We start from the raw sequence: 23,489 nt of genomic DNA on the forward strand, positions 1-23,489 counted from the left end.
CGGGCCGGGCGCCGCGCCAGGCCCTGCGTGGACGCTATCCCAGGTACGGGACCGGACGGCGCTCCAGGAAGTGTCGGATGCGCAGTCGCTGGGTGTGGTGCATGGGGAGCGAATCGAGTTCCTCGGGCGCCACGAAGCGGAGCTCTGTGCTCTCTTCCGACATACCGAGGCTGCCGCCCACGACTCGGGCCGTGAAGCAGACGTTGAACTGCCGGCGCACTTCTCCGTCGCTGTACGCGATGACGTGCCGGGGGTCGGTGTACGTCCCGACGAGCCCGGTGATCTCGACGTCCAGACCTGTCTCCTCCTTCACCTCCCGCACCGCCGTGCCGGGCAGGGAGTCGGCCATGTCCATCGCCCCGCCGGGGAGGGCCCACAGGTCGTTGTCGCAGCGCCGCTGCAGGAGCAGGCGGCCCTGCTCGTCGGTGATGACGGCGGAGGCTGCCACGACCATGCTGTTCGGCGCGGGGGCGTCCGGATCGTCGTAGTACTCGGTGCGGGCCATGCCCATCACTCTTCCACGGGACGCGCTGTCTCCCACATGGCATCGAAGCTCTCCGTGTAGGTGTCGAACATGCCGCCGTGGTCACGCCGCAGATGCCAGACGGGTGCGGCGTAGGCGTTGACGCCCCACACGTGGGCATTGACCAGCATCTGGTCGTCGGCCCGGTACAAGCTGTTGTAGAGCGTGGTTCCGTGAGTCCGCAGCTCAATGCCCGGAATGCCCACGAGCGGCCGATAATGCAGCAGTGCGAGGCGGCAGCGGGATTCGATGCCATGCCCGAACTTCTCCTCCCTGCCGCGCTGTTGAACATTGGCATGGTCGGCGTCGCCGACAGCGATACGGATGACGCACCCTTCGCCCGCCCGCTCTCGCAGGAGATCGTTGAGGCGGGGGTACGCCTCGTGCAGGAAGACAGCGGCATACGCCAGCAAGTCGATCCGCAGGCGTGCCTGGGAAAGGAGCTCCACGAAGACGGACACGGGGACGTCCGCCCGCTGCTCGTACAAGGTGACGAGTTCGGAACTGACGGCCCTCGCCGGTCGCGCTTGCCGGAGTGCGGGCCACAGAGCGTGTACGTCCTCCTGTAGCGCTGCGGCTGCTTTCACGGCGGTCGCCCGGTGCGGAGTGCGCCCGAGATTGACCCATCGCTCCACGGACTTGGGGTCGACCCCCGCCGCTTCGGCCAAGGCGGTATGTGTCCAGCCGCGCGACCCCATGACGGCTCGTAGACGCTCGTTCGGCACGCTTCTGCCCTTCTGCTCCCGGACGCTTCAGGGACGTTCTACTACCTGAAGGACGTCCCAAGGTGGGAAACGTACGAGGTTCATCCGTCCTGAGGAACAGCGCGAGGATCAGGTCATGAGCGAGCCCACGCGATACAGCACCCCGCCCTTGGAACTTCCGGTCTCCCCGGAACCGGAACCGCCACCCGTAGCGGGATGTGCGGGGTGCGCAGAACTCGCCGCGGTGCGGAGCAGGGCCCGTCAGGTGGGTGACTGGTCGTCTGTGACCGACTGCAACGTCTTCATGCGGCGCCACCCCGAGGGGCACTGATGGTCAGGTCTGCTTTCGTCGGAAGCCACGTTGGCGCCAAGTGCGTGGAAGGGGCGGATTCCGGTGGGGGAGGATATGCCGGTGGCGAAGACGGGTGATGAGGCCGGGAGGGCCCGGTACACCTATCGGCTCAGAGTGTCGACCGGCGCGCTCGTTTCCCTGCTAGGGGAGTGGGACCGGTGCCGGTGGATCTGGAACGAGTGCGTGGCCAAGGCCAAGTCCGTACATCGACACAACCGGGACCATCCCGATTCCAGGCTGACCTGCGGTCCGGCGCAGCTCGACAGGATGTTGACCGAGGCGAGGAGGACGACTCCTTGGCTTTCTGAGGGGTCCAGTGTTCCTCAGCAGCAGACCATCCGTGACTTCGGCGCCAGCAGGGCCAAAACGCAGAAGGACATCAAGGAGCGGCTGCCGACGCACCGTCGGGCGGGGATGCCGAAGTGGAAGACGAAGCGTCACGCCGAGCCCACGCTCAACTACACCAGGAACGGGTTCCGCCTCAAGGATGGTCGCCTGCAGCTGGCGGGTGGGATCGTGTTGGGCGTGGTGTGGTCACGTGCACTGCCCGCTGCGCCTTCGAGCGTGCGTGTGTATGTGGACATCCTTGGGCACTGGTATGCCTCGTTCGTCGTTCCCGCAGTGGTGCAGCCGATGGCTCGGACCGGACGAGTGATCGGCGTGGACTGGGGTGTTCGTGAGACGGCCACCACGACGTCGGACGACCACGATCTGCCTCATGCGGAGTACGGGCGGAGAGCCCAGGCGAAGCTGACCAGGTACGACCGGATGATGGCCAGGCGCAGGCCTAAGAAGGCGCAGCCCGCTTCGCGGGGCTACCGCGACGCTCGAAGGCTTCGCGCGAAGACCTACAAGAAGGCAGCTCGTCAGCGGGAGGACGCCGGTCGTAAGTGGGCCAAGAAGGTGGTCCGCGACCACGACGCGATCGCCGTGGAGGACTTCCGGCCGAAGTTCCTCGCCAAGACCACGATGGCTCGGAAGGCCGCTGATGCGGCGATCACCGCCACCAAGAAGGCGCTGGTCGAGATGGGCCGGAAGCATGGGCGGGTCGTCTGCCTGGTCGATCCGGCTCACACCACGATGGACTGCGCAGCCTGTGGAGCGAGAGCCAAGCACGCACTGCCGCTGTCCGAACGCATCTACACCTGCATCGCGTGCGGTGTGTCCCGGCCCCGGGACAAGAACTCGGCGTACGTGATGCTCGTCCGGGCGGGTCTGGACCCGGCTGGTGTCGACGGCGTGAGACCTCCTGGCCCGCCGGGCCAGAAGGCGGCCTGAGCCAGGAATCCCGGCCCCTTCGGGGCAGGGGAGCAGTCAAGATGCTCATAGGGGGCTTTGAGATGCGGGGACAGGGGCACACCATGGTCGGCTTCGAGTGGGCAGTTGTGGCACCCGCGGTACGCGCGCTGGCCGCGCGCTGGCTCTCGTGGCTCGGGGACGGGGACTTCGTCGTGTCGCCGGCGGGGCTGTGGCTGGCGCTGGGGGCGGTGGCGTCGGGGGCGCGGGGGAGGACCGGGGCGGAGCTGGGAGAGTTGCTCGGGGTGGAGGCGGAGGAGGCCGCTGGGATCGTGACCGAGGTGGGGCGGAAGGTCGCGGCGAACGGCGGTGTGGCGGTGGCGACCGGGGTGTGGAGCAAGCAGCCGGTGCTCGAAAGGTTCAAGCGGGGGTTGCCGGACGTGGGGTTCGGGGTGTTGCCAGGGGCGGTGTGGTTCGCGCTGCCGGACGAGGTGTTCGGGGCGACGGACGACATGTCGTGGGGGGATCTGCCCGACAGCCAGGGTGAGTTGGACGCGTGGGTGCGGCGGGAGACAGGCGGCCGGATCGCGGGTCTTCCGCTGGACCTGGACGGTTCGGAGGACCTCGTACTGCTCAACGTACTCGCGCTCAAGGCGTCGTGGCGGACGGCGTTCCCCGCGCACCTCACCCAGGAGGCGCCGTTCACCGACGGGAACGGGGACACCTGGTCGGTGCCGACGATGCGGCAGCGGATTCCGGCCGCGTGGGTCTGGTACGTGGACGGGGTCACCGTCGTCGAGCTGCCGTGCGCGGGGGGCGGGGGGCCCGTCGTGCGGTTCGTGCTCGGCTCGGAGGGGGACGGCCCCGCCGAGGTGCTGCCCGCCGCCTGGGAGGGGCGCGGGGAGCGGAAGGGGCCGGCGACGGAGGCGGCGGAGCTCGTGCTGCCGCGGTTCACGCTCCGTACGAGGACCGACGCGGGCGGGCACCTGGCCGAGCTCGGGCTCGGTGCGGCGCTGGGGCCGGACGCCGACTTCGGGGGGCTTTCCGAGGCGTTCCTGCGCATCGACAAGGTGGTGCAGGAGGTGGTGGTGGAGGTCGCCGAGGAAGGGGTCGAGGCGGCGGCCGTCACTCAGGTGACGATGACGCGCAGCGGCGCCGCGCCTCGTCTGACGCGGATCGTCTTCGACCGGCCGTTCGGGGTGGTGGTGCTCGACGCGGCGGGCGGGCTGCCGCTCTTCGCCGGGTGGCGGTCGAGCGCTCCAGGGCTCTCGGCTTGACGATTGCCGGTGGCGGGCGTAGTCCGGAATGAGGGGATCCATCGGGTTCCGGGAGGGATGCGGAGAGGAGTCCCACCATGCTCGGTGAGCAGATCGGCACGCTTTCGGGAGAGACCACGGGCCTGCGGGTCCTGTCGGTCGACGGCGGTCATGCCGTCACGGAGACGTCGGTGCAGGGGACGGGGACCTTGCTCGGTAAGCCCGTCAAGGACATGGCGACGTACGAGTCGGCCCTCCAGGCCGACGGTTCGCTGTTCGGCGAGGGCCAGGGCATCACGATGACCGAGGCCGGGGAGACGATCACCTGGCACGCCACCGGAGTCGGGCGCTTCGACGACTCGGGCGGCGTGCACTGGCGGGGCGCGCTCTTCTACGAGACCGCCGCGCCCGATTTCACTCGTCTCAATGGGACCGCGTGCGTCTTCGAGTACGACGTCGACGCCGACGGGAAGGTGTCGGGCAAGCTCTTCGAGTGGAAGTAGCCCCCGGTCGCGGCGCTACCCGAGGACGCGGGCGAGCAGCAGGCCGTCGTAGCCCTTGGTGCCGACGGTCTGCAGGGCGGTCGCGTCCAGGCGGGGTTCGCGGGCGACCAGGTCGAACATGGCGCGGGTGCCGGTGATGGCGGGGTCGTCGGGGTGCTCGGTGGCAATCCTCCCGTTGCGTACGACGTTGTCCACGATGATGAGCGTGCCCGGGCGGGAGAGTTTGAGGGCCCAGGCCACGTAGTGGGGGTTGTTCACCTTGTCGGCGTCGATGAAGACGAGGTCGAAGGGGCCCGCGCCCTCCGCCTCCAGGAGGGGCAGGGAGTCGAGGGCCGCGCCGGTGCGGACCTCGACGAGCTTGTCGAGGCCGGCGTGGGCGATGTTGGCGCGGGCGACGTCGGCGTGGGCGGGGTCGTACTCCAGGGTGATCAGCCGGCCGTCGGCGGGCAGGGCGCGGGCCAGCCAGATGGTGCTGTAGCCGCCGAGGGTGCCGATCTCCAGGATCGTGCGCGCGCCCTGCGTCAGGGCGAGCAGGTGGAGCAGCTTGCCCTGGTTGGGGGCGACGGCGATCTCGGGGAGCCCGGCCGCGGTGGAGGCGGTGAGCGCGGCGGTGAGCGCCTCGTCGGCGGGGGCGATGGTGTCGGTGAAGTACGTGTCGACCGCGGTCCACTGAGGGTTCGTCATGCGGGCGAACGTACACCGGGGCGGGCGGGCCGGCGCCGGCGTTTCACCCGGACGGCCAGGAATGTCGTGAGCACGGCGAGAAGGAGGCCGCCGGCGACCGTCAGGAACCACACGGGCGTGCCGCCGCCGAGCGTCAGGAGCCGGTCGGTGTAGACGACCCGGCGGTACGGGGTGTCCGCGACGGCCCGCAGATGGTGGTCGTCGTCGATGCGCTCCGGGTGCGGGAACTTCTGCTCCAGGGACGTGAGGTGGAGAGGGGCGCCGCCGGTGATCCCGGCGAGGGCGAAGCTCTCGTCGCCGTCGATCCGGCCCGCGAAGGTCACCTCGGGGCGGTCGCCGCCGATGGGGGAGCGGGGTTCCATCCGGTGCTCGGCCAGGATGTAGAGGCCGAGGGTCTGCGGGGTCCGCGCGAGGCGGGAGAGCCGCATGGGGTAGACGAGTTCGTCGGAGGCGAAGCTGATCCGCAGCGGGGTCAGATTGCCGTAGAGGGCCGCGCCCTTCTCCTCGGGGGCGAGGCGGATGGCGACGTACTCCCACTTCCGTTCGACGTACGGCTTGAGGGCGCCGGGGAGCCTCTCGGGCAGTTCGAAGCCGTTGGCGTGCAGCCAGTCGCCGAGGGCGTCGGGGTCGGTGGCGGTCAGCCGCGCCACGTCGAAGGGGCCGAGCCGCGCACGGCCGACGACGCCGACGCCGGGGCCGGGAGCGGCCGGTGCCGCGCCGGCCGCCCCGTCGTCCCACGGGTTGTCGAAGGGCCAGTCGCCCTCGCGGGGCCAGAAGTAGTGCCGTACGCGCCGCTCGGGCGCGGTGAGGGAGGCGAGCGTGTCGAAGAGGGCGGGTTCGCCGAGGGTGACCTCGGCGCGGCTGGGCACCGGCATGATCCAGGCGGCCTTGGTGGCGTTGCCCTGGACGGCGAAGCGCATGACGACGGTCTCGGTGCGGCCGTCCCAGCGCACGGCCGATTCCTCGCGGTCGACGCCGATGCGCTGGGACTTGTCGGGGATCATCGCGCCGCAGCCGCAGGCGTACGCCGGTGCGATGAGCGAGCCCGCCTGGAGCGCGAGCAGCGCGATGAGCGTGGTCAGGATTCTGGTGACCGGACCGCTTCCGCGCGTCCCCCGTGTGTGCCGCATGTGGGGTCGGACGCGGCCGGGGGTGATCCGGTTCCGGTCGGATGGTCGGATGGTCGGACGGGCGGGGGACACGGGGACGCGGGGATCCGGCGGTCAGGCGGAGGTGCGGACCCGGAGTTCCTTCACGCCGTTCAGCCAGGCGGCCCGCAGCCGGCGCGGTTCGCCGGCGAGGGTGAGGTCGGGCAGGACGTCGGCGACGGCGTTGAAGATGAGCTCGATCTCCTTGATGGCGAGGGACTTGCCCAGGCAGAAGTGGGGTCCGCCGCCGCCGAAGCCGAGGTGGGGGTTGGGGTCGCGGGTGATGTCGAAGCGCTCGGGGTCGGTGAAGACCTCGGGGTCGTTGTTGGCGGAGGAGTAGAAGATGCCGACGCGGTCACCCGCGCTGATCTTCTGCCCGCCGATCTCGGTGTCCTGGGTCGCGGTCCGCTGGAAGGAGACGACGGGGGTGGCCCAGCGCACGATCTCCTCGGCGGCGGTCGCGGGCCGCTCCCGTTTGAAGAGTTCCCACTGGTCGGGGTGGGTGAGGAAGGCGTGCATGCCGTGGCTGATGGCGTTGCGCGTGGTCTCGTTGCCGGCGACGGCGAGCAGCAGGACGAAGAGGCCGAACTCGTCGGAGGAGAGGTTGCCCTGCCCTTCGGCGGCGACGAGCTGGCTGACGATGTCGGCGGCGGGACACTCCTTGCGCTCGGCGGCCATGCCCATCGCGTAGCCGATGAGTTCCATGGCGGCCTCGGCGCCGACCTCCTCGGTGATGGCGTACTCGGGGTCGTCGTACGCGATCATCTTGTTCGACCAGTCGAAGATCCGGGAGCGGTCCTCCTGGGGTACGCCGATGAGTTCGGCGATCGCCTGGAGGGGCAGTTCGACGGCGACCCGGGTGACGAAGTCGAAGGTGCCGTCGGCCTCCACGGCGGCCCTGGCCTCCTCGGCGATGGCGCGGGCGCGGTTGCGCAGGGCGGTCTCCAGGCCGCGGATCGCCCGGGGGGTGAAGCCGCGCTGGACGATCTGACGGACCCGGGTGTGCTCGGGCGGGTCCATGTTGAGCATGATCAGCTTCTGGACGTCGATCTGCTCCTGGGCGATGGACTCGTTGAAGCGGATGACGGCCGTGTTGAGGTTCGAGGAGAACAACTCGGGGTGCGTGGAGACGTACTTGACGTCCGCGTGACGCGTGACGGCCCAGTAGCCCGTGTCCTGGAAGCCCGTGATGCCGGCCGGCTGGGGGCACCACCAGACGGGTGCGGTCCGCCGTAGTTCGGCGAACTCCGGGAAGGGTATGCGGGTACGGAGCAGGTCCGGGTCGGTGGCGTCGAACCCTTCGGGGACATGAGGGCAGGGCATCGGCAACACGCCTCCATAATCTGATGGTCCATCAGAAACTGCCGGGAAAGTTAGTAACGAGTTCTACAAGTGGCAAGAGGCGGGGCGGGAACTGTTGCCTCCCGGACCCTTGCGTACCGGCGGTAGCAGTCATAAGACTGCACTCAGAACTAGAACGCGTACTAGTTCCCCCGTGACGCCGACCGACCGGGGTGCCGGGACACCCTGTCCGGTCGAGGAGAGGACGAGCTCATGGCCGCGGAACCCGTCATCGTCGAAGCCGTACGCACCCCCATCGGCAAGCGCGGAGGCGCGCTCGCCAACCTCCACCCCGCCTACCTGCTGGGCGAGACCTACCGCGAACTCCTCGGCCGCACCGGCATCCACGCCGACTGCGTCGAACAGATCGTCGGCGGCACGGTCACCCACGCCGGCGAGCAGTCCATGAACCCGGCGCGTACCGCCTGGCTCACCATGGGCCTGCCCTACGAGACCGCCGCCACCACCGTCGACTGTCAGTGCGGCTCCTCGCAGCAGGCCAGCCACATGGTCGCCAACATGGTCGCGGCCGGCGTCATCGACATCGGGATCTCCTGCGGCGTCGAGGCCATGTCCCGCGTCCCGCTCGGCTCCGGCTCCAAGCACGGCCCCGGCAAGCCGTTCCCCGACGAGTGGAACGTCGACCTGCCCAACCAGTTCGAGGCCGCCGAGCGCATCGCCCGCCGCCGCGGCCTCACCCGCGAGCGCGTCGACTCGCTCGGCCTGCTCTCCCAGGAACGCGCCGCCATCGCCTGGTCCGAGGAACGCTTCAAGCGCGAGACCTTCGCCGTCCAGGTCCCCACCACCGAGGCCGAACAGGCCGCCGGGCAGGGCATGTGGCGGCTCGTCGACCGCGACGAGGGCCTGCGCGACACCACCATGGAGGGCCTCGGCCGGCTCAAGCCCGTCATGCCCTCCGCCGTCCACACGGCGGGCAACTCCTCGCAGATCTCCGACGGCGCCTCCGCGATCATGTGGGCCTCCAAGCGCATGGCCCGCGCCCTCAAGCTCCGCCCCCGCGCCCGGATCGTCGCCCAGGCCCTCGTGGGCGCCGACCCGCACTACCACCTCGACGGGCCGGTCGACGCGACGCGGGCGGTGCTCGGCAAGGCCGGCATGAGCCTCAAGGACATCGACCTCGTCGAGATCAACGAGGCCTTCGCTTCCGTGGTGCTGAGCTGGGCGCAGGTCTTCGACCAGGACCTGGAGAAGGTCAACGTCAACGGCGGCGGCATCGCCCTCGGTCACCCCGTCGGCGCCACCGGCGCCCGGCTCATCGCCACCGCCCTGCACGAACTGGAGCGCTCCGACAAGGAGTTCGCCCTCATCACGATGTGCGCGGGCGGCGCGCTCGCCACCGGGACGATCATCCAGCGGCTCTGACCCGCCCGCCGGCGGGGGCGGGCGGGCCGGCGGGTCCCGCCGCGGCCGGGCGGGTCGTCAGCCGCGCGCCTTGACCGTCTGCTCCACGAGCGAGGAGAGGTACGCGGCGGCCGAGGGCGACGCGTGGGCGAGCGTGGCGGCCTGGCCGGCCCAGAGGTTCACGTACTCGGGCCGGCCCCGCTCGGCGGCGGCCCGGCGGATCGGCCCCATCAGCGCGTTCTGCACGGGGTACGGGGGTACGTGTTCCTCGTGGGCCGCCATGTCCCGGACGAAGCCGTTCGGGATGCCCCGCGCCGTCCGCCCCGAGAACAGGCGGGTCAGCACCGTCGTACGGGCCTCCGGGGTCCCCAGCGTCCGCCGGTGCACCTCGCTCGCGCCCGACTCCCGCGCCGCCAGGAACCCGGTGCCGACCTGCACGGCGTCCGCGCCGAGCGCCAGCGCGGCGGCGATCCCGCGCCCGTCCGCGATCCCGCCCGCCGCCACCACCGGCACGGACACCGCGTCCGCCACCTGCGGGACCAGCGAGAATGTGCCCACCAGGGACTCCCGTACCGGCCGCAGGAAAGCGCCCCGATGGCCGCCCGCGTCACTGCCCGAGGCGACGACCGCGTCCACCCCCGCCCGCTCCAGGGCCACCGCCTCGTCCACCGTCGTCGCCGTACCGACCACGACGATCCCGCGCCGCCGGGCCTCCGCGACCAGGCGGCGCGGCGGCGGGCCCATGACCAGGCTGATCACCGGCGGGGCCGCCGCGAGCAGCGCGTCGAGCTGCTCGTCGAAGTCCGGCCACGCCCTGATCTCCTCGGCGTCCGGCGCCGGCACGTCCAGCTCCTCGTAGTACGGCCGCAGGCGCTCGACGTGTCCCGCGAGCACCTCCGCCGGGAGCTCGTCGCGCTCGCCCTGCTGCGGCACCCACAGGTTCACGGCGAACGGACGGCCGGTCGCCGCGCGGAGCCGGGCCACCAGGGCGGTGATCTCGTCGGGGGTGTGGATGTGGGCACCGTACGAGCCGAGGCCACCGCCCTCGGACACGGCCGCCGCGAGCTCGACGGAGGACAGGCCGCCGCCGAAGGGGCCCTGGACGATCGGGAGCGTGACGCCGACGAGCTCGCCGAAGCGGCCGGGCGGGAGCGGGTGAGAGGGGAGCGCTGGCACGGGACAACCTCCGGGACGGGTCGCGGCGCGACCGTGGGGTCCGCCGATGGAGGAAACCCTAGACGACCGGTCTACTAAAAAGCCACAGCGGGAAACCCCGGCCGGAAACGCCGCAGGCCCCGCCGGAAACGCCGCAGGCCCCGCCCCTCCGAGCGGAGGGCGGGGCCTTGCGGATGCGCTGTGCGGCGGCGGGGACTCTTAGTACCAGCCGTTGGCCTGCCAGAACGCCCAGGCGGCGTTCGGGGAGCCGTAGCGCTCGTTCATGTAGTTCAGGCCCCACTTGATCTGGGTGGCCGGGTTGGTCTTCCAGTCGGAACCGGCCGAGGCCATCTTCGAGGCCGGCAGGGCCTGGACCAGGCCGTAGGCGCCGCTGGACGAGTTGGTCGCGGTGTGGTTCCAGTGCGACTCGTGCTCGACGATCTTGCTGAAGGACGCGTACTGCGAGGCGGGGACGATCTCTCGAGCGAGCTCCTGCGGGCTGGCGGCCGAAGCCGAGCCCGTCGTGCCGAGAACCGCACCCGAGGCGCCCAGCAGAACGGCTGCGGTGGCGGCGAGGGACTTCTTGCGGGCAGCGACACGAGTGGTGAGCGAGCTGATCAACGTATCTACCTAACGTCGGGAACAAGGGCCGCGCCAGACGATTTCGGCAAGCCGGAACCAGAGCCCGGGAGACCCGGGAACTGGGGGGAACCGGCCGTCCGAGGCGCTGCGGTGAGCACCGGCTGCCTGGCGACGTCCACCAGAGAAGCAGCCCCGACGGGCCCCCGGCAAGGACCCCTTGTACGAGGCAGGTTCGGACCCGGGCAGCTGGTCCCGGAGGGAGGGTGTGCGGTGTTTCCGCAGGTCATGACCAGGAGTGGGGTGGTTTGGGCGGTACCGCCGCCCTACTATTCCGGCTCGTACGTGACGTAGGTCCTGTGGGGCGCCTCACCCGCGGCAGGCCCCTACGGGCCCTCGAATGTGACCTGGGCCTCGAAGTTCGCCCGCCGCGTGGCCCTCCGCAACGCCCTCAGGAGCGTGCCGCCGACCGTCAGCGTCAGCACCACCGTCAGCGCGGCCCGCCCCAGATCCCAGCCGAGCGAGGTCGCGAGCACATACGCCAGGAACCGCACCAGGTTCTCCACCAGCGGGGCGCCCGGCTGGAACGACACCCCCGAGCCCAGGCCCTGCAACAGCACCCAGCCCTGCAGATTCATCACCGTGCCGTACGCGAACGACGCCACGAACCCGTATGCCGACAGCATCAGCAGCTCACCCCGGCCCCGCAGCCCCCGCACGCCCGGCAGCAGCCCCGCCCCCATCGTGAACCAGCCCATCGACAGCATCTGGAACGGCATCCACGGGCCCACCCCACCCGTCAGCAGCGCCGACGCGAACATCGTCACCGAACCCAGCACGAAACCGAACCCCGGCCCCAGGACCCGGCCGCTCAACACCATCAGGAAGAACATCGGCTCCAGGCCCGCCGTCCCCGCCCCCAGCGGCCGCAGCGCCGCCCCCACCGCGGCCAGCACCCCCAGCATCGCCACCGCCTTCGCGTCCATCCCGCAGTCCGCGATCGTCGCCACCACCACCGCGACCAGCAGCGGCAGCAGCGCCGCGAACAGCCACGGCGCGTCCCCCGCGTGCGACGTCACCGCCGAACCCGCGTCCGCGAACAGCGGCCAGCAGAACGCGATCACCCCGATCACGGACACCAGCACGAGCGCCGCCACCGAACGGGGACCCAGACGGACGGGACGGGCCTCCGCGCGACCCGCGGTCACAGCGCCGCCTCCACCTGTTCGACCGTGAGCCACCGCTGCGGGGCCAGGATCTTCGCCACCTGCGGCGAGAACGCCGGCGACGACACCACGACCTCCGCCGTCGGCCCGTCCGCCACCACCTCGCCGTCCGCCACGATCACCACCCGGTGCGCCAGCTCGGCCGCCAGCTCCACGTCATGCGTCGCCAGCACGATCGCGTGCCCCTCCGCCGCCAGCCGCCGCAGATGCGCGACCAGCCGCGCCTTCGCCGCGTAGTCCAGACCCCGGGTCGGCTCGTCGAGAAGCAGGAGGGGAGGCCGGCCGGTCAGCACCACCGCCAGCGCGAGGGCCAGCCGCTGCCCCTCGGACAGGTCACGGGGATGCGTGTCGTCCGCCACCCCCGGCAGCAGCTCCTCCACCAACGCGCGGCAGGTGCCGGGCTCGGCCCCCGCGTCTTCGTCCGCCGCCGCGCACTCGGCCGCGACGGTGTCCGCGTACAGCAGATCCCTCGGCTCCTGCGGCACCAGGCCGACCTGCCGGATCAGCTCCCGCGGGTCCGTCGTGTGCGGGACCAGGCCCGCGACCCTGACCGTGCCGGTGGTCGGCGGGATCATGCCGACGAGGGTCGAGAGCAGGGTGGACTTGCCCGCGCCGTTGCGGCCCATGAGCGCGACGGTCTCGCCCGCGTCGACCTGGAGGTCGATGTGGCGGAGGGCCTCTACGCGGGCGCGGCGGACGCCGAGGCCTGCGGCGCGGACGAGGGGGGCCGTGGTGGGGGCGGTGGGGTGGGTGCGGCGCCGTCGGAACAGGGAGAATCCCCCACCCCGCCCCTTCCCGAAACCGGGGGCTCCGCCCCCGGACCCCCGCGCCTCAAACGCCGGCGGGGCTGAGATGGGCCTGTCGAGCCGAGGCCCCGAAGGGGCACTGCCTTCCAGCCGTGCCTTCAGCTCGCCCGACCTCCGGCGTGCGTCTCGCACCGTGAGGGGCAGGGGGTTCCAGCCGGCGAGGCGGCCCAGGGCGACGACCGGTGGGTGGACGGGGGACACGGCCATGATCTCGGCGGGTGGGCCGAGGAGGGCGTCGGGGAGGAGGAGGACTTGGTCGGCGTACTGGACGACGCGCTCAAGGCGGTGCTCGGCGAGGAGGACCGTGGTGCCGAGGTCGTGGACGAGGCGTTGGAGGACGGCGAGGACGTCCTCGGCGGCGGAGGGGTCGAGGGCGGAGGTGGGTTCGTCGAGGACGAGGACCTTGGGGTGGGGGGTGAGGACGGAGCCGATGGCGACGCGTTGGCGCTGGCCGCCGGAGAGGGTGGCGAGGGGGCGGTCGCGGAGTTCGGCTAGGCCGAGGAGGTCGAGGGTCTCCTCGACGCGGCGGCGCATGACGGCCGGGGGGAGGCCGAGGGATTCCATGCCGTAGGCGAGTTCGTCCTCGACGGTGTCGGTGACGAAGTGGGCGGAGGGGTCCTGGCCGACGGTGCCGACGAGGTCGGCGAGCTCGCGGGGCGGGTGGGTGCGGGTGTCGCGGCCGTCGACGGTGACGCGGCCGGTGAGGGTGCCGCCGGTGAAGTGGGGGACGAGGCCGGAGACGGCGCCGAGGAGGGTGGACTTGCCGACGCCGGAAGGGCCGACGAGGAGGACGAGTTCGCCTTCGGGGATGGTGAGGTCGAGGTCGCGGAGGGTGGGGCGGGTGGCGCCCTCGTAGGTCACGGAGACCTTGTCGAAGCGGATCACGGGGTTTCCTTGGGGACGGGCGCGACGAAGGCCGGGAGGAGGCCGACGAGGATGGACGCGGCCGGCCAGAGCGGGAGCTCGGGCGCTTCGAGGGGGACGACGCCGGGGTGGAGGGCGTCGGGGGCGTAGGCGTTCGCCCAGATCATGAGGGCGGCGACGGTGATGCCGGAGCCGGCGACGAGCCAGGCGCGGGGGCCCCAGCGGTCGGGGCGGTAGCGGGTGCGGAGGGTGCGGCGGCCGCCGAGGCGGAGGCCGGCGAGGGCGGCGAGGAGTCCGGCGCCGAGGAGGGGGAGGCCGTAGCCGGCGCCTTCCGCGGCGAGGAGCCCGTACGAGCCGGCGCAGATGCCGAGGAGGCCGCCGAGGGTGAGGACGTTGGTGGTGCGGCGTACGGAGGCGGGGACCTCGGCGGTACGGCCGTAGCCGCGGGCGTCCATGGAGGCGGCGACGGCGATCGACCGCTCAAGGGCGCCTTCGAGGACGGGCAGGCCGATCTGGAGGACGGCACGTACGCCGCCGGTGGGCCGGCCGCGGAGGCGGCGGGCGGTGCGGAGCCGGACGACGTCGGCGACCATGTTCGGCGCGAAGGTCATGGCGACGACGACGGCGACCCCGGCCTCGTACAGCGCGCCCGGCAGCGACTTCAGCAGCCGCGCCGGGTTGGCGAGGGCGTTCGCGGCGCCCACGCAGATCAGCAGGGTGGCCAGCTTGGCGCCGTCGTACAGCGCGAACACCAGTTGCTCGGCGGTCACCCGGCCGCCGATCCGGACGCCCCGCGCCCACTCGGGCAGCGGCACCTCGGGCAGCGTGAACAGGACGTGCGTGCCGGGGATGGGGGAGCCGAGCAGCAGCGAGAAGACCACCCGCAGGGCGACCACGAACAGGCCGAGCTTCACGAAGGCGCCGTACGAGCGGGCCCAGGGCGCGTCCGTGCGGCGGGCCGCGACGACGTACCCGGCGACCCCGACGAGCAGGCCGAGCAGGAGCGGGTTGGTGGTACGGGAGGCGGCGACGGCCAGGCCGAGCGCCCACAGCCACCAGGCTCCGGCGTGCAGCGCGTTCGCCCGGCTCGCCTCGGGCGCCGCGAACGCGGCACCCGCGACGGACCGGGCGGTGAGCGTGGAGCGGCTACGGGCGGGGCTCATCCGCGACGGCGGGCCTTCCAGACCGCGGCGCCGCCGAGGGCGAGGACGGCCGCCCCGCCGGCGAGCACGCCGAAGGACGGGCCGCCGCTGCCGTGCGCGGGGGCGGCGGCGGGCGCGGGACCGGTCGGCGCGGCGGACGCCGCGGGCTGCTCGGCGACCTGCTCGCCGCAGCCCCGCGCCGGATAGCCGGCGATCCCGCACAGCATGGCCGCGCTGTCGTAGCGCAGCGGCTTCGCCACCACGGCCAGCGCCTCCGCGCCCGTCGCGTCCTCGTCCACCTCGGCACAGCCGACCTTGACCGGCTTCGCCGGCGGGGTCTCTCCGGGCGGGGCGTCCACCGGGCCGCCGAAGTCGACGACGACCGCGATCCGCTTGCTGCCGTCCTTCTTCTCCACGCCGCCGCAGATCCCCGCGAAGTCGGGCGCCACGCCCGGCCGCGAGGCGTCACTCGTGTCCTGGCTGATCGCGAAGCGGAAGCCGATCGCGTCGCCGTCGGCGGGCCGCGCGGTCGCCGGGCCCTGGGACGCGTACGCCCACGGCTTCCCGGCGGCGCTCTCCCAGAACGACCAGTAGCGGTAGCCGGCGGCCTGCGCCGGGGCGGCCACGACGGCGGTCAGGGTGAGCAGAGCCCCGGCCACGGCGGTGACGAGCCGGACGGCGGAGCCGGTGACGGTCACTTCTTGCGGCCGCTCACGAGGAAGCCGATGCCGACGCCGACGACCATGCCGATGCCGATGATCCACCAGATGTCGAAGCCGGAGTCCTCGTCGTCGCTGGTGGAGGAGGCGGAGGTGTCCGGGGTCTTGGGCGCGGGGCCGGTGGCGTTGAGCTGCTCGACCAGGTCGGCCGTGCCGAACTCGCGGGGGTCGGTGTCGGTGGCGCGGGCGGCCAGGATCAGCTGCGCGTAGGCGGCGGGGCCGCTCTCCTTCGCCCAGGCGGCGGAGTTCTTCTCCAGCCACTCCAGGGCGGGCTTCGCTTCCTTGGCGGCGCCGGCGGCGGCGAGCGCCACGACCGCGTCGGCGGTGTTGCCGACGTCCGGCTTCTCGGCCGTGTCGGTGGCGCCGGGCATCGGCGGGGTGGTCAGGTGGCCGGTCTTCGCGAGGGCCTTCGCCAGGTAGGAGGCGCCGTTGAGGGCGGCCCGCTCGGCGGTCGGCTTCGGCAGGTCGGTGCAGACCGGCGGCTGCTCGGGGGAGGCCTTGGTGGCGACGATGCTCTTGCCGAGGCCCGCGAGGGTGGCGGCGGCGGTGGCGTCGGCGTTCGCGAGGAGCTTGCCCTTGGGGTCCGGCTGGTAGGCGAACGCGCCGGCGCCGTCCTTGTCCGAGCACGGCACGGCGAAGGTGAGGAGCGCGTCGTACGGCGTCTTCCCCTCGGCCGAGGCGTACGAGCCGGGCTTCGTGCCGGTCGCGGCGAGCGCGCCGACGACGACCGACGTCGAGTTGGCGTCGCTCGGGGCGCCGGCGCTGTAGGCCCAGCCGCCGTCCTTGTTCTGCACGGTCCGCAGCCACTCCGCGCCGGCCTTGACGGCCTGGTCGATCTTCTCGGGCGCGGCGGCCTGGCGGCGCACGGCGCCGAGCGCCTGGATGGCGACGGCCGTGGCGTTGGTGTCCCGCATCGTCTTCGCGTCGCACGGCTTCGTCGTGTCCGGGCGGTACGAGGCGAAGGAGCCGTCCGCGCACTGCTGGCCGAGCAGCCAGTCCACGGCCTGGTCGGCGGGCTGGTAGCCGGTCGCGCGCTGCGCGAGGAAGGCGAGCGACTGCCGCCACACACCGTCGTACGTCGGGTCCTTCGTGCCGTACAGACCGGCCGGGAGGCCGCCCGTCGAGGGGGTCGGGGAGGGGGCCGCGGCGGCCGGCACCGCGGCTGCGGTGCCGAGGACGACTGCGGCGGCGGCGAGCGCGGCGGCGCTGCGTCGGACGGTGTTCATGGTGCCCTCTCCTGCGGCCGGGCACCGGCACGCCTCAGGGCACCAGGCTCCGGCTCCGTGTTCCTCGACGGTGCCGGCGTTCACGTCCCGGCCGGTCTGTACGGGCATGATGACGACCGGATCACTCTACCGGCCCGTACGTCACCCGGCCCGGGGGTGCGAGCCGCCTCACACCCCGCCCGCGACCGGCTGCGCGGCGACGTACGTCACCGGGTCGGTACCGGCCACGGCCTCCGCGCGGCCGAGTTTCACCAGCCGGCGCAGATGGGCCTCGGCCTCGCTGACGGCGATGTTGCGGGAGTCGTAGGGGATGCGGTCCCAGGGGCGGTTCCACTCCATGCGCTCGGCGAGCTGCCAGGGGGTGAGCGGGGTGGTGAGGAGCCCGAGGAGGCCGGTGAGGCGCTCCTCGTGGTGGGCCAGGAGCTCGGCGACGCGGCCGGCGGCGTCGGCGAAGGCGTACTGGTGGGCGGGCAGGACCTCCGCGACGCCGAGGCGCCCGATGCGTTCGAGGGAGTCGAGGTAGTCGCCGAGGGGGTCGGTCTCCTGCGCCTCGCCGGGATGCTCGTACAGCCCGATGTGCGGCGAGATGCCGGGCAGCAGGTGGTCCCCGGAGAACAGCCGCCCGTGCCCGGGCAGTCCCGCCGGGTGGTCCTCCTCCAGGTGCAGGCACACATGGCCGGGTGTGTGGCCCGGCGTCCACACGGCGCGCAGCCTCCGTCCCGCCAGGTCGAGCAGCTCGCCGGGAACGATCTCCCGGTCCGGCAGCGCCGACCCCAGACCGGGCAGCGTCCGCACCCGCCCCGACGCCCGCGCGGCCCGCAGCGGCGCCAGATGCTCCTCGGGCGCGCCGACCAGGCTCAGTTTGTGCGTCATATAGTCCAGCCACACCCCGGGCTTGGCTTCTCGGGTGCGCCGCACCACCGCCGTATCGGCGGCATGCATGGCGATCCACGCCCCCGACTCCTCCCGCACTCGCCCGGAGAGCCCATGGTGATCCGGATGGTGATGGGTGATGACCACACCGTGGATCTCGCCCACCGACAGCCCCAGCACCCCCAGCCCCTCGGTGAGCTCGGCCCAGGAGGCGGGGTCGTCCCACCCGGTGTCGACGAGCACCGGCCCCCGGTCGGTGTCGAGGACGTGCACCAGCGTGTGACCGAGTGGATTGTCCGGAATCGGCACCCGTAGCGACCAGACTCCGCCACCGTGCTCGGTCACCTGGGTCATGTGCGTCCTCGTCTCTGCGTACCGGTACGGCCATCGCCCACCATAACTAGAACTGACTATGCGTCAGAAGAGCTTGCGGCGCTGTGACTTCCGGCTGCGGTCGAGGCGCTCTTGCGGGCCGGTCCTACGCTGGAGGCATGGCCGTGGACCCCTTGGTGAGGCAAGGCCCCGACTCGACGGATCTGGTTCTGCGTGCCGGCCCGACCGGGCCGGTGTGGAACGTGCTGATGTCGGTGGGGCCGGCGCTGTTCATTCCGCTCGCCCTGGGTGGGCCGACCCTGGTCGTCGCCCTCTGGATGGCGCTGGCCGGGGCGCGGGCGTCGACCGTGTTCGTGGTGGTGGGGGTGATCGCCGGGCTGGAGTACCTGATCGGCTGGCCGGTGCTGGCCTCCTCCCGGGCCCGGGACGTCGTGCGGGTGGAGTTCGCGCCCGCCGGGGTGCCCGAGTCCGTGCGGTTGGTCCGGGCCGCCGGGCCGGACGGCCGGCTGCCCGTCGAGGCCCTGCGCGAGGTGCGGCTGACGCACAAGGTGGTGGAGCCGTACCAGGGGGACCATAAGCCGGCCGTCTCCACGCTCGCGCTGGAACTCGTCCTGCGGGGCGCCCGGGAGCGGATCGAGCTCCCGTTCGGCGGCGACCCGCGGCGGTTCGCCGACGCGCTGAAGGCTCTGCTCGGCCCGGCCGGGGTCGTGGTGGCGCTGCGCACCGAGCGCAGCACGCGCGCTCGGCCGCAGCCCAACTCCCGCTGGACTTCAGGAGGTTCGGCCTCGGCCGGCTCGGGTGGCGGCTGACCCCGGGCTGCCCGTGGCGCTCCCCGGCCGGGAGCGCCCGTCGATGCGAGTCGATGACGCCTGTCGGGCACGCGGCGGAGCGCCGGACGGCCCACAGGCGGCCCAAGTGGCATGACGACGGCCCCCACCAGTGGCAAAGCTGCTGGTGGGGGCCGGTTTGGCCGCACGTCTGGCCAAGTGTAACTAGAACTGGTATCAGTTCTGAAGCATCGTCAGAAACTCAGGGGCAATTTCGACTCCTCGGGAGGCAGCCGTCATGAGCGAGCTTGTGGAACACGGAAAGCTGTTCGTCGGCGGGGAGTTGGTCGAACCGCTGGGGGCCGGGGTGATCGAGGTGATCTCGCCGCATACGGAGGAGGTCATCGGGCGGGTGCCGCACGCGTCCGAGGCGGATGTCGACCGGGCGGTGGCGGCGGCGCGGCGGGCGTTCGACGAGGGGCCCTGGCCGCGGATGTCCGTGGAGGAGCGGATCGCGGTCGTGACCCGCATCAAGGACGCGATCGCCGTGCGGTACGAGGAGATCGGGCGCGTGATCAGCGCGCAGAACGGGTCTCCGTACTCCTGGTCCGTCATGGCGCAGGCGCTGGGCGCGATGATGGTGTGGGACGCGGCGATCACGGTCGCGCGGGACTTCCCGTACGAGGAGCGGCGCGGCGGGGTCCTTGGCCCGCTGCTCGTGCGGCGGGAGCCGGTCGGGGTCGTGGCGGCGGTCATCCCGTGGAACGTGCCGCAGTTCACGGCGGCGGCGAAGCTGGGACCCGCGCTGCTCGCGGGCTGCGCGGTGGTGCTGAAGCCCTCGCCCGAGGCGCCCCTCGACTCGTACATCCTGGGGGAGATCGCGGCGGAGGCCGGGCTTCCCGAAGGGGTCCTCAGCATCCTGCCGGCGGACCGCGAGGTCAGCGAGTACCTCGTCGGACACCCCGGGGTCGACAAGGTCTCCTTCACCGGGTCGGTGGCCGCCGGGCGGCGGGTCATGGAGGTCGCCTCGCGCCACCTCACCCGGGTCACGCTCGAACTCGGCGGGAAGTCGGCCGCCGTGATCCTGCCGGACGCCGACACCGCGACCGCCGTCGCCGGGATCGTGCCGGCCGCCTGGATGAACAACGGCCAGGCGTGCGTCGCCCAGACGCGCATCCTCGCGCCGCGCTCGCGGTACGAGGAGATCTCCGAGGCGTTCGCGGCCGCGGCCGGCGCGCTCGTCGTCGGCGACCCGCTCGACCCGGCCACCCAGGTCGGCCCGCTCGTCGCCCGGCGCCAGCAGCAGCGCTCCCTCGACTACATCGGCATCGGCCAGCAGGAAGGCGCCAAGATCCTCGCGGGCGGCGGCCGTCCGGCCGGGCTCGACCGGGGCTGGTACGTCGAGCCGACCCTCTTCGGCGGCGTGGACAACTCCATGCGGATCGCCCGCGAGGAGATCTTCGGCCCGGTCATCTGCCTCCTCCCGTACGAGGACGAGGCCGAGGCCCTGCGCATCGCCAACGACTCCGACTTCGGCCTCAGCGGCAGCGTCTGGACCGGCGACGTCGAGCACGGCATCGACTTCGCCCGCGCCGTCCGCACCGGCACCTTCAACGTCAACACCTTCAGCCTCGACATGCTCGGCCCGTTCGGCGGCTACAAGAACTCCGGCCTCGGCCGCGAGTTCGGCCCCGAGGGCTTCGGCGAGTACCTGGAGCACAAGATGATCCACCTCCCCGCCGGATACGGGGACGCGTGATGGGCGACCGCTGGCGCGTCGAAGTCGACCGCACCCTCTGCATCGGCTCCGGCATGTGCCTCAACCATGCCCCCGACGGCTTCCGCCTCGACACCGCCCGCCAGTCCCACCCGGTGGAGCCGGAGGCGGACGCCGGCGAACGCCTCCTCGCCGCCGCCGAGGGCTGCCCCGTCGAAGCCATCCTCCTCACCCTCGCCGACGGCGGCGAACCCGTCTTCCCCCCGGAGGAATAGCCGCCCACGCCCATGGCACACTGCTCCCTCGATCACGGGGCCTTCAGCCCCGTGACCTGGGAGGGGACGAACCGTGTACGGGAAGAGGGGGGCCGCCACCGCGGCCCTGGCCGTGGTCATGGCCGTCGGCGCCACGGGGTGCGGCGGTAACGAGAGCGGGACGGGAGCGGCGGGTCCGGCGTCCGTCGCGCCCCGGCCGGCGGGGACGGGCCCGTTGACCAAGGCCGTGGTGCAGGCGGACATCGACGGCTCGGTGGCGGACGCGGGCACTCCGCCGGCGGACCCGGACTGGGCCGGCATGCCTGCTCGCAGCGCCGATGCGAACTGCGTGGTCGCCTACAAGGGCTACGGCACAGCGGACGCCCCCGTGGGCGTCCCCCAGTTCGAGGCGTTGGTGCGCGAGTTGAAGGAGCGAGGCTGGCAGCAGTCCGGACGGCGGGGGGAGCGCAGGGCCGAGGACGAGGCCCGGACCGTCATGGACATCCAGGTGGTACTCCGGCAGCGCGGCTGGCTCGTGACGACGGAGTACCGCGCGGGAACCGACCACGGAGACGTGAAGGCGATGGCCTTCGACGACGTCTGTGCCAAGAAGGCCGGCCTCGACAAGAACCCGATGGGCGGCTGACCGTGCGTACGAGAGGGATGGCGGCGGTCGCCGGAGTGCTGGTCGCGGTGGTGTTCGGTGCCGGGTGCGGCGCGGAGGAGGCCGGGGCCGGGGGGTTCGGGCGGGAGGAGGCGCAGGCGGAGATCCGCGAGGCCGTGGCGGGGGCGGGGCTGCCGGAGTCGAAGCTGCCGGAGCCGGGGAAGGTGACGGCGACGGCGACGCCCGCGGACGAACGGGAGCGGTTGGAGCGGCGGGCCCGGGCGTGCACGGCGGCCTGGCAGTACGCCGGGCCCGTGGTGGACGGGGCGCGGGGGAAGTTCGACCGGACGGTCGAGGCGCTGGTGGGGGAGGGATGGACGGCAGGGAAGCGGTTCGAGGAGAAGCTCGACGACGCGGGCGGGACGATGACGGGGCTGACGCTCAAGAAGAGCGGGTGGTCGTTGTTCGCCCGTCATGCCACCGGGAAGACGGTGGCGCTGGACATGATCTCGTTCCAGGCGTCGGAGGACGCCTGCATGAACGGGTTCACCGAGCGGGAGACGGAACTGCTGTTCGGGAAGGACCGCGAACGTCCCTGACGGCGGGGGCCGTTGTGCCCGCACGCCGTTTCCACGTGCAAAACTGTGCCCTTGTCGACGGGGGCGAGAGGCCTTCGTGCATGCGGAATCGGGAGTGTTGTGCGCAAGGTTACGGGGGTGGCCGCGGCCGCCTGTGTGGTGCTGCTGGTCGCCGGTTGCGGGAGCGAGGGCGGCTCGGACAAGGGCGGTTCCGCGTCCGGGGGTTCGTCGTCGGCCGGGTCGTCCGCGACGGGCGGGTCGGGTGGTTCGGGCGGTTCGGACGGCGGGAAGCTGGACGGGGCCGCGGTCACGAAGGAGTTGACGGACGCGGCGACCGGCGCGGGCTTCACGCAGGACGCCTCGGGCGAGCAGATTCCGGCCGAGGCCAAGAACTGCATGGTCAGTTGGACGGCCGACGCCGAGAAGGCGGCGGACCCGGCGAAGTCGTACACGGACACGGTCGCGACGCTGACCAAGGGCGGCTGGAGCGAGGAGCGCAGCTCCGGCGCCGGCGGCTCGGTCATCAAGTCGCTGAAGAAGAGCAGCTGGCAGCTGCAGGCCAGCAACCACTCGGCCGGCCCGCTGAAGCTGGTCATGTTCGTGGCCGTCGACGGCAGCCCGGAGTGCGCGGCGGTCATCGCCGCGAACAACGCGAAGCCGCAGAGCTGATCCGGCCCCGCCCGCGTCCCCGCCACGAGCGGGGGCGCGGGCGGGAACCGTCAGTTCGCGGGTTCCGGGGCGTTCGCGGGTTCCGGGGCCGTGAGGTCGATCAGCCGGCAGACCGTCTCGATGTCGATCTTCACCTGTGCGATCGAGGCGCGGCCGGACAGCCAGGTGATCAGCGCCGAGTGCCAGGTGTGCTCGATCACCCGGACCGCGGAGAGCTGCGAGGGCGTGGGGTGCTCGGCCCCCATCGCGTCCAGGATGATCGCGGTGGTCAGGCGGGAGACCGTGTCGACCTCGGGGCTCACGCTCCGGTCGGCGAAGGTCAGCGCCCGCACCATCGCGTCGGCCAGCTGCGGTTCGCGCTGGAGCGCGCGGAAGGCCCGCATCAGGGTCTCCGCGACCCGGCCGGCCGGGTCGGTGCCGGCGGGCGGCCGCTTCCGCAGTGTGGTGTGCATGTGCTGGAGCTGGTCCTGCATGGTCGCGACCAGGAGGTGGATCTTGGAGGGGAAGTAGCGGTACAGCGTCCCCAGGGCCACCCCGGCCGCCTCGGCGACCTCCCGCATCTGCACGGCGTCGAAGCCGCCCCGCGCCGCGAGCTGGGCGCTGGCGTTCAGGATGCGGCGCCGCCGTGCCTCCTGGCGCTCCGTGAGGGGCGGCGACGCGGGTCTGTGGTCCGCGCTGTGGTCTGCGGTCATGAGGTCCCGTTCCGTGCGGTGGGGAGCGACAGTAGCGGTGCCGCCGCCGTGGCGCGAATCACCTGTTCCGGCCTCTCACGGCGGAGCTACCTGCCGGTAGATTCTGTCCTCCTCGGAGGATCAGGCGGACCGGCGGGCAGACGGGCGAGAAGATCCCGGACGATCAAGTCTGTAAC

The 23,489-nt window shown here is 72.4% G+C and carries 25 protein-coding genes; 11 read left to right on the forward strand and 14 right to left on the reverse strand.

Annotated elements, in window-relative coordinates:
* Positions 1-34: 34 nt before the first annotated feature.
* Positions 35-505 (reverse strand): NUDIX domain-containing protein, encoded by a 471-nt coding sequence (locus ACZ7G1_RS27000; protein WP_470879381.1) that lies wholly within the window; start codon positions 503-505, stop codon positions 35-37.
* Between the two features lie 5 nt (positions 506-510).
* Positions 511-1,221 (reverse strand): XRE family transcriptional regulator, encoded by a 711-nt coding sequence (locus ACZ7G1_RS27005; RefSeq protein WP_470879513.1) that lies wholly within the window; start codon positions 1,219-1,221, stop codon positions 511-513.
* 142 nt (positions 1,222-1,363) lie between these two features.
* Between ACZ7G1_RS27005 and ACZ7G1_RS27010 the strand changes: the two genes are divergently transcribed.
* The 4 genes from ACZ7G1_RS27010 (at position 1,364) to ACZ7G1_RS27025 (ending at position 4,574) form a co-directional block, all read left to right on the forward strand.
* Positions 1,364-1,558 (forward strand): hypothetical protein, encoded by a 195-nt coding sequence (locus ACZ7G1_RS27010; protein WP_470879382.1) that lies wholly within the window; start codon positions 1,364-1,366, stop codon positions 1,556-1,558.
* A 75-nt stretch (positions 1,559-1,633) separates the two neighbouring features.
* Positions 1,634-2,857, forward strand: a complete 1,224-nt coding sequence (locus tag ACZ7G1_RS27015) for an RNA-guided endonuclease InsQ/TnpB family protein (RefSeq protein ID WP_470879514.1) — start codon at positions 1,634-1,636, stop codon at positions 2,855-2,857.
* A gap of 62 nt (positions 2,858-2,919) precedes the next feature.
* The gene (locus tag ACZ7G1_RS27020) at positions 2,920-4,092 is read left to right on the forward strand and encodes a serpin family protein (RefSeq protein WP_470879383.1); all 1,173 of its coding nucleotides are present in this window, start codon (positions 2,920-2,922) and stop codon (positions 4,090-4,092) included.
* Between the two features lie 77 nt (positions 4,093-4,169).
* Positions 4,170-4,574: a hypothetical protein gene (locus ACZ7G1_RS27025; RefSeq protein ID WP_470879385.1), complete on the forward strand. Its 405-nt coding sequence runs from the start codon at positions 4,170-4,172 to the stop codon at positions 4,572-4,574.
* A gap of 15 nt (positions 4,575-4,589) precedes the next feature.
* Here the strand turns inward: ACZ7G1_RS27025 and ACZ7G1_RS27030 are convergent, their stop codons facing one another.
* From ACZ7G1_RS27030 to ACZ7G1_RS27040, 3 genes are all read right to left on the reverse strand, one after another.
* Positions 4,590-5,258: an O-methyltransferase gene (locus ACZ7G1_RS27030; RefSeq protein ID WP_470879386.1), complete on the reverse strand. Its 669-nt coding sequence runs from the start codon at positions 5,256-5,258 to the stop codon at positions 4,590-4,592.
* Positions 5,255-6,388: a DUF2330 domain-containing protein gene (locus ACZ7G1_RS27035; RefSeq protein WP_470879388.1), complete on the reverse strand. Its 1,134-nt coding sequence runs from the start codon at positions 6,386-6,388 to the stop codon at positions 5,255-5,257. The genes ACZ7G1_RS27030 and ACZ7G1_RS27035 overlap by 4 nt, the downstream gene beginning before the upstream one ends.
* 93 nt (positions 6,389-6,481) lie before the next feature.
* Complete coding sequence (locus tag ACZ7G1_RS27040; RefSeq protein ID WP_470879390.1) at positions 6,482-7,729, reverse strand: cytochrome P450; 1,248 nt, start codon at positions 7,727-7,729, stop codon at positions 6,482-6,484.
* A 231-nt stretch (positions 7,730-7,960) separates the two neighbouring features.
* Here ACZ7G1_RS27040 and ACZ7G1_RS27045 point away from each other — a divergent pair, with 231 nt between their 5' ends.
* Positions 7,961-9,130 carry a steroid 3-ketoacyl-CoA thiolase gene (locus ACZ7G1_RS27045; protein WP_470879392.1) on the forward strand — a complete coding sequence of 390 codons (1,170 nt, stop codon included), beginning with the start codon at positions 7,961-7,963 and terminating at the stop codon, positions 9,128-9,130.
* Between the two features lie 57 nt (positions 9,131-9,187).
* On the opposite strand, the gene ACZ7G1_RS27050 is transcribed toward ACZ7G1_RS27045, so the two are convergent.
* The 8 genes from ACZ7G1_RS27050 to ACZ7G1_RS27085 form a co-directional block, all read right to left on the reverse strand.
* A complete protein-coding gene (locus ACZ7G1_RS27050; protein ID WP_470879394.1) occupies positions 9,188-10,285 on the reverse strand; it encodes an NAD(P)H-dependent flavin oxidoreductase in 1,098 nt (365 codons plus the stop codon).
* A gap of 198 nt (positions 10,286-10,483) precedes the next feature.
* Complete coding sequence (locus ACZ7G1_RS27055) at positions 10,484-10,885, reverse strand: aggregation-promoting factor C-terminal-like domain-containing protein (RefSeq protein WP_470879396.1); 402 nt, start codon at positions 10,883-10,885, stop codon at positions 10,484-10,486.
* A gap of 344 nt (positions 10,886-11,229) precedes the next feature.
* Complete coding sequence (locus tag ACZ7G1_RS27060; RefSeq protein WP_470879398.1) at positions 11,230-12,084, reverse strand: ECF transporter S component; 855 nt, start codon at positions 12,082-12,084, stop codon at positions 11,230-11,232.
* Complete coding sequence (locus ACZ7G1_RS27065) at positions 12,048-13,760, reverse strand: ABC transporter ATP-binding protein (RefSeq protein WP_470879400.1); 1,713 nt, start codon at positions 13,758-13,760, stop codon at positions 12,048-12,050. The genes ACZ7G1_RS27060 and ACZ7G1_RS27065 overlap by 37 nt, the downstream gene beginning before the upstream one ends.
* A complete protein-coding gene (locus ACZ7G1_RS27070; RefSeq protein ID WP_470879402.1) occupies positions 13,757-14,902 on the reverse strand; it encodes an energy-coupling factor transporter transmembrane component T in 1,146 nt (381 codons plus the stop codon). Before ACZ7G1_RS27070 ends, ACZ7G1_RS27065 begins: the two co-directional genes overlap by 4 nt.
* A complete protein-coding gene (locus tag ACZ7G1_RS27075) occupies positions 14,899-15,579 on the reverse strand; it encodes an SCO2322 family protein (protein WP_470879404.1) in 681 nt (226 codons plus the stop codon). The genes ACZ7G1_RS27070 and ACZ7G1_RS27075 overlap by 4 nt, the downstream gene beginning before the upstream one ends.
* Positions 15,576-16,826, reverse strand: a complete 1,251-nt coding sequence (locus tag ACZ7G1_RS27080) for a prenyltransferase/squalene oxidase repeat-containing protein (RefSeq protein WP_470879406.1) — start codon at positions 16,824-16,826, stop codon at positions 15,576-15,578. Before ACZ7G1_RS27080 ends, ACZ7G1_RS27075 begins: the two co-directional genes overlap by 4 nt.
* A 168-nt stretch (positions 16,827-16,994) precedes the next feature.
* Entirely contained in the window at positions 16,995-18,053 is a 1,059-nt protein-coding gene (locus tag ACZ7G1_RS27085; protein WP_470879408.1) for an MBL fold metallo-hydrolase, read from the reverse strand.
* Between the two features lie 137 nt (positions 18,054-18,190).
* Between ACZ7G1_RS27085 and ACZ7G1_RS27090 the strand changes: the two genes are divergently transcribed.
* The 6 genes from ACZ7G1_RS27090 (at position 18,191) to ACZ7G1_RS27115 (ending at position 22,621) form a co-directional block, all read left to right on the forward strand.
* Positions 18,191-18,841, forward strand: a complete 651-nt coding sequence (locus tag ACZ7G1_RS27090; RefSeq protein ID WP_470879410.1) for a hypothetical protein — start codon at positions 18,191-18,193, stop codon at positions 18,839-18,841.
* A 256-nt stretch (positions 18,842-19,097) separates the two neighbouring features.
* Entirely contained in the window at positions 19,098-20,558 is a 1,461-nt protein-coding gene (locus tag ACZ7G1_RS27095) for an aldehyde dehydrogenase (RefSeq protein ID WP_470879412.1), read from the forward strand.
* Complete coding sequence (locus ACZ7G1_RS27100) at positions 20,558-20,791, forward strand: ferredoxin (RefSeq protein ID WP_470879414.1); 234 nt, start codon at positions 20,558-20,560, stop codon at positions 20,789-20,791. Before ACZ7G1_RS27095 ends, ACZ7G1_RS27100 begins: the two co-directional genes overlap by 1 nt.
* Positions 20,792-20,864: 73 nt before the next feature.
* Positions 20,865-21,416, forward strand: coding sequence for a hypothetical protein (locus tag ACZ7G1_RS27105; protein WP_470879416.1), 552 nt, complete (start codon positions 20,865-20,867; stop codon positions 21,414-21,416).
* A 2-nt stretch (positions 21,417-21,418) separates the two neighbouring features.
* Positions 21,419-21,973: a hypothetical protein gene (locus ACZ7G1_RS27110; protein WP_470879418.1), complete on the forward strand. Its 555-nt coding sequence runs from the start codon at positions 21,419-21,421 to the stop codon at positions 21,971-21,973.
* A 117-nt stretch (positions 21,974-22,090) separates the two neighbouring features.
* On the forward strand, positions 22,091-22,621 hold the full coding sequence (locus tag ACZ7G1_RS27115) for a hypothetical protein (RefSeq protein WP_470879420.1): 531 nt from the start codon (positions 22,091-22,093) through the stop codon (positions 22,619-22,621).
* 50 nt (positions 22,622-22,671) lie between these two features.
* Here ACZ7G1_RS27115 and ACZ7G1_RS27120 read toward each other — a convergent pair whose 3' ends face one another.
* Positions 22,672-23,313 (reverse strand): TetR family transcriptional regulator, encoded by a 642-nt coding sequence (locus ACZ7G1_RS27120; protein ID WP_470879422.1) that lies wholly within the window; start codon positions 23,311-23,313, stop codon positions 22,672-22,674.
* Between the last annotated feature and the right edge of the window lie 176 nt (positions 23,314-23,489).

It is taken from the genome of Streptomyces sp. NPDC037273 (genome assembly GCF_055603625.1).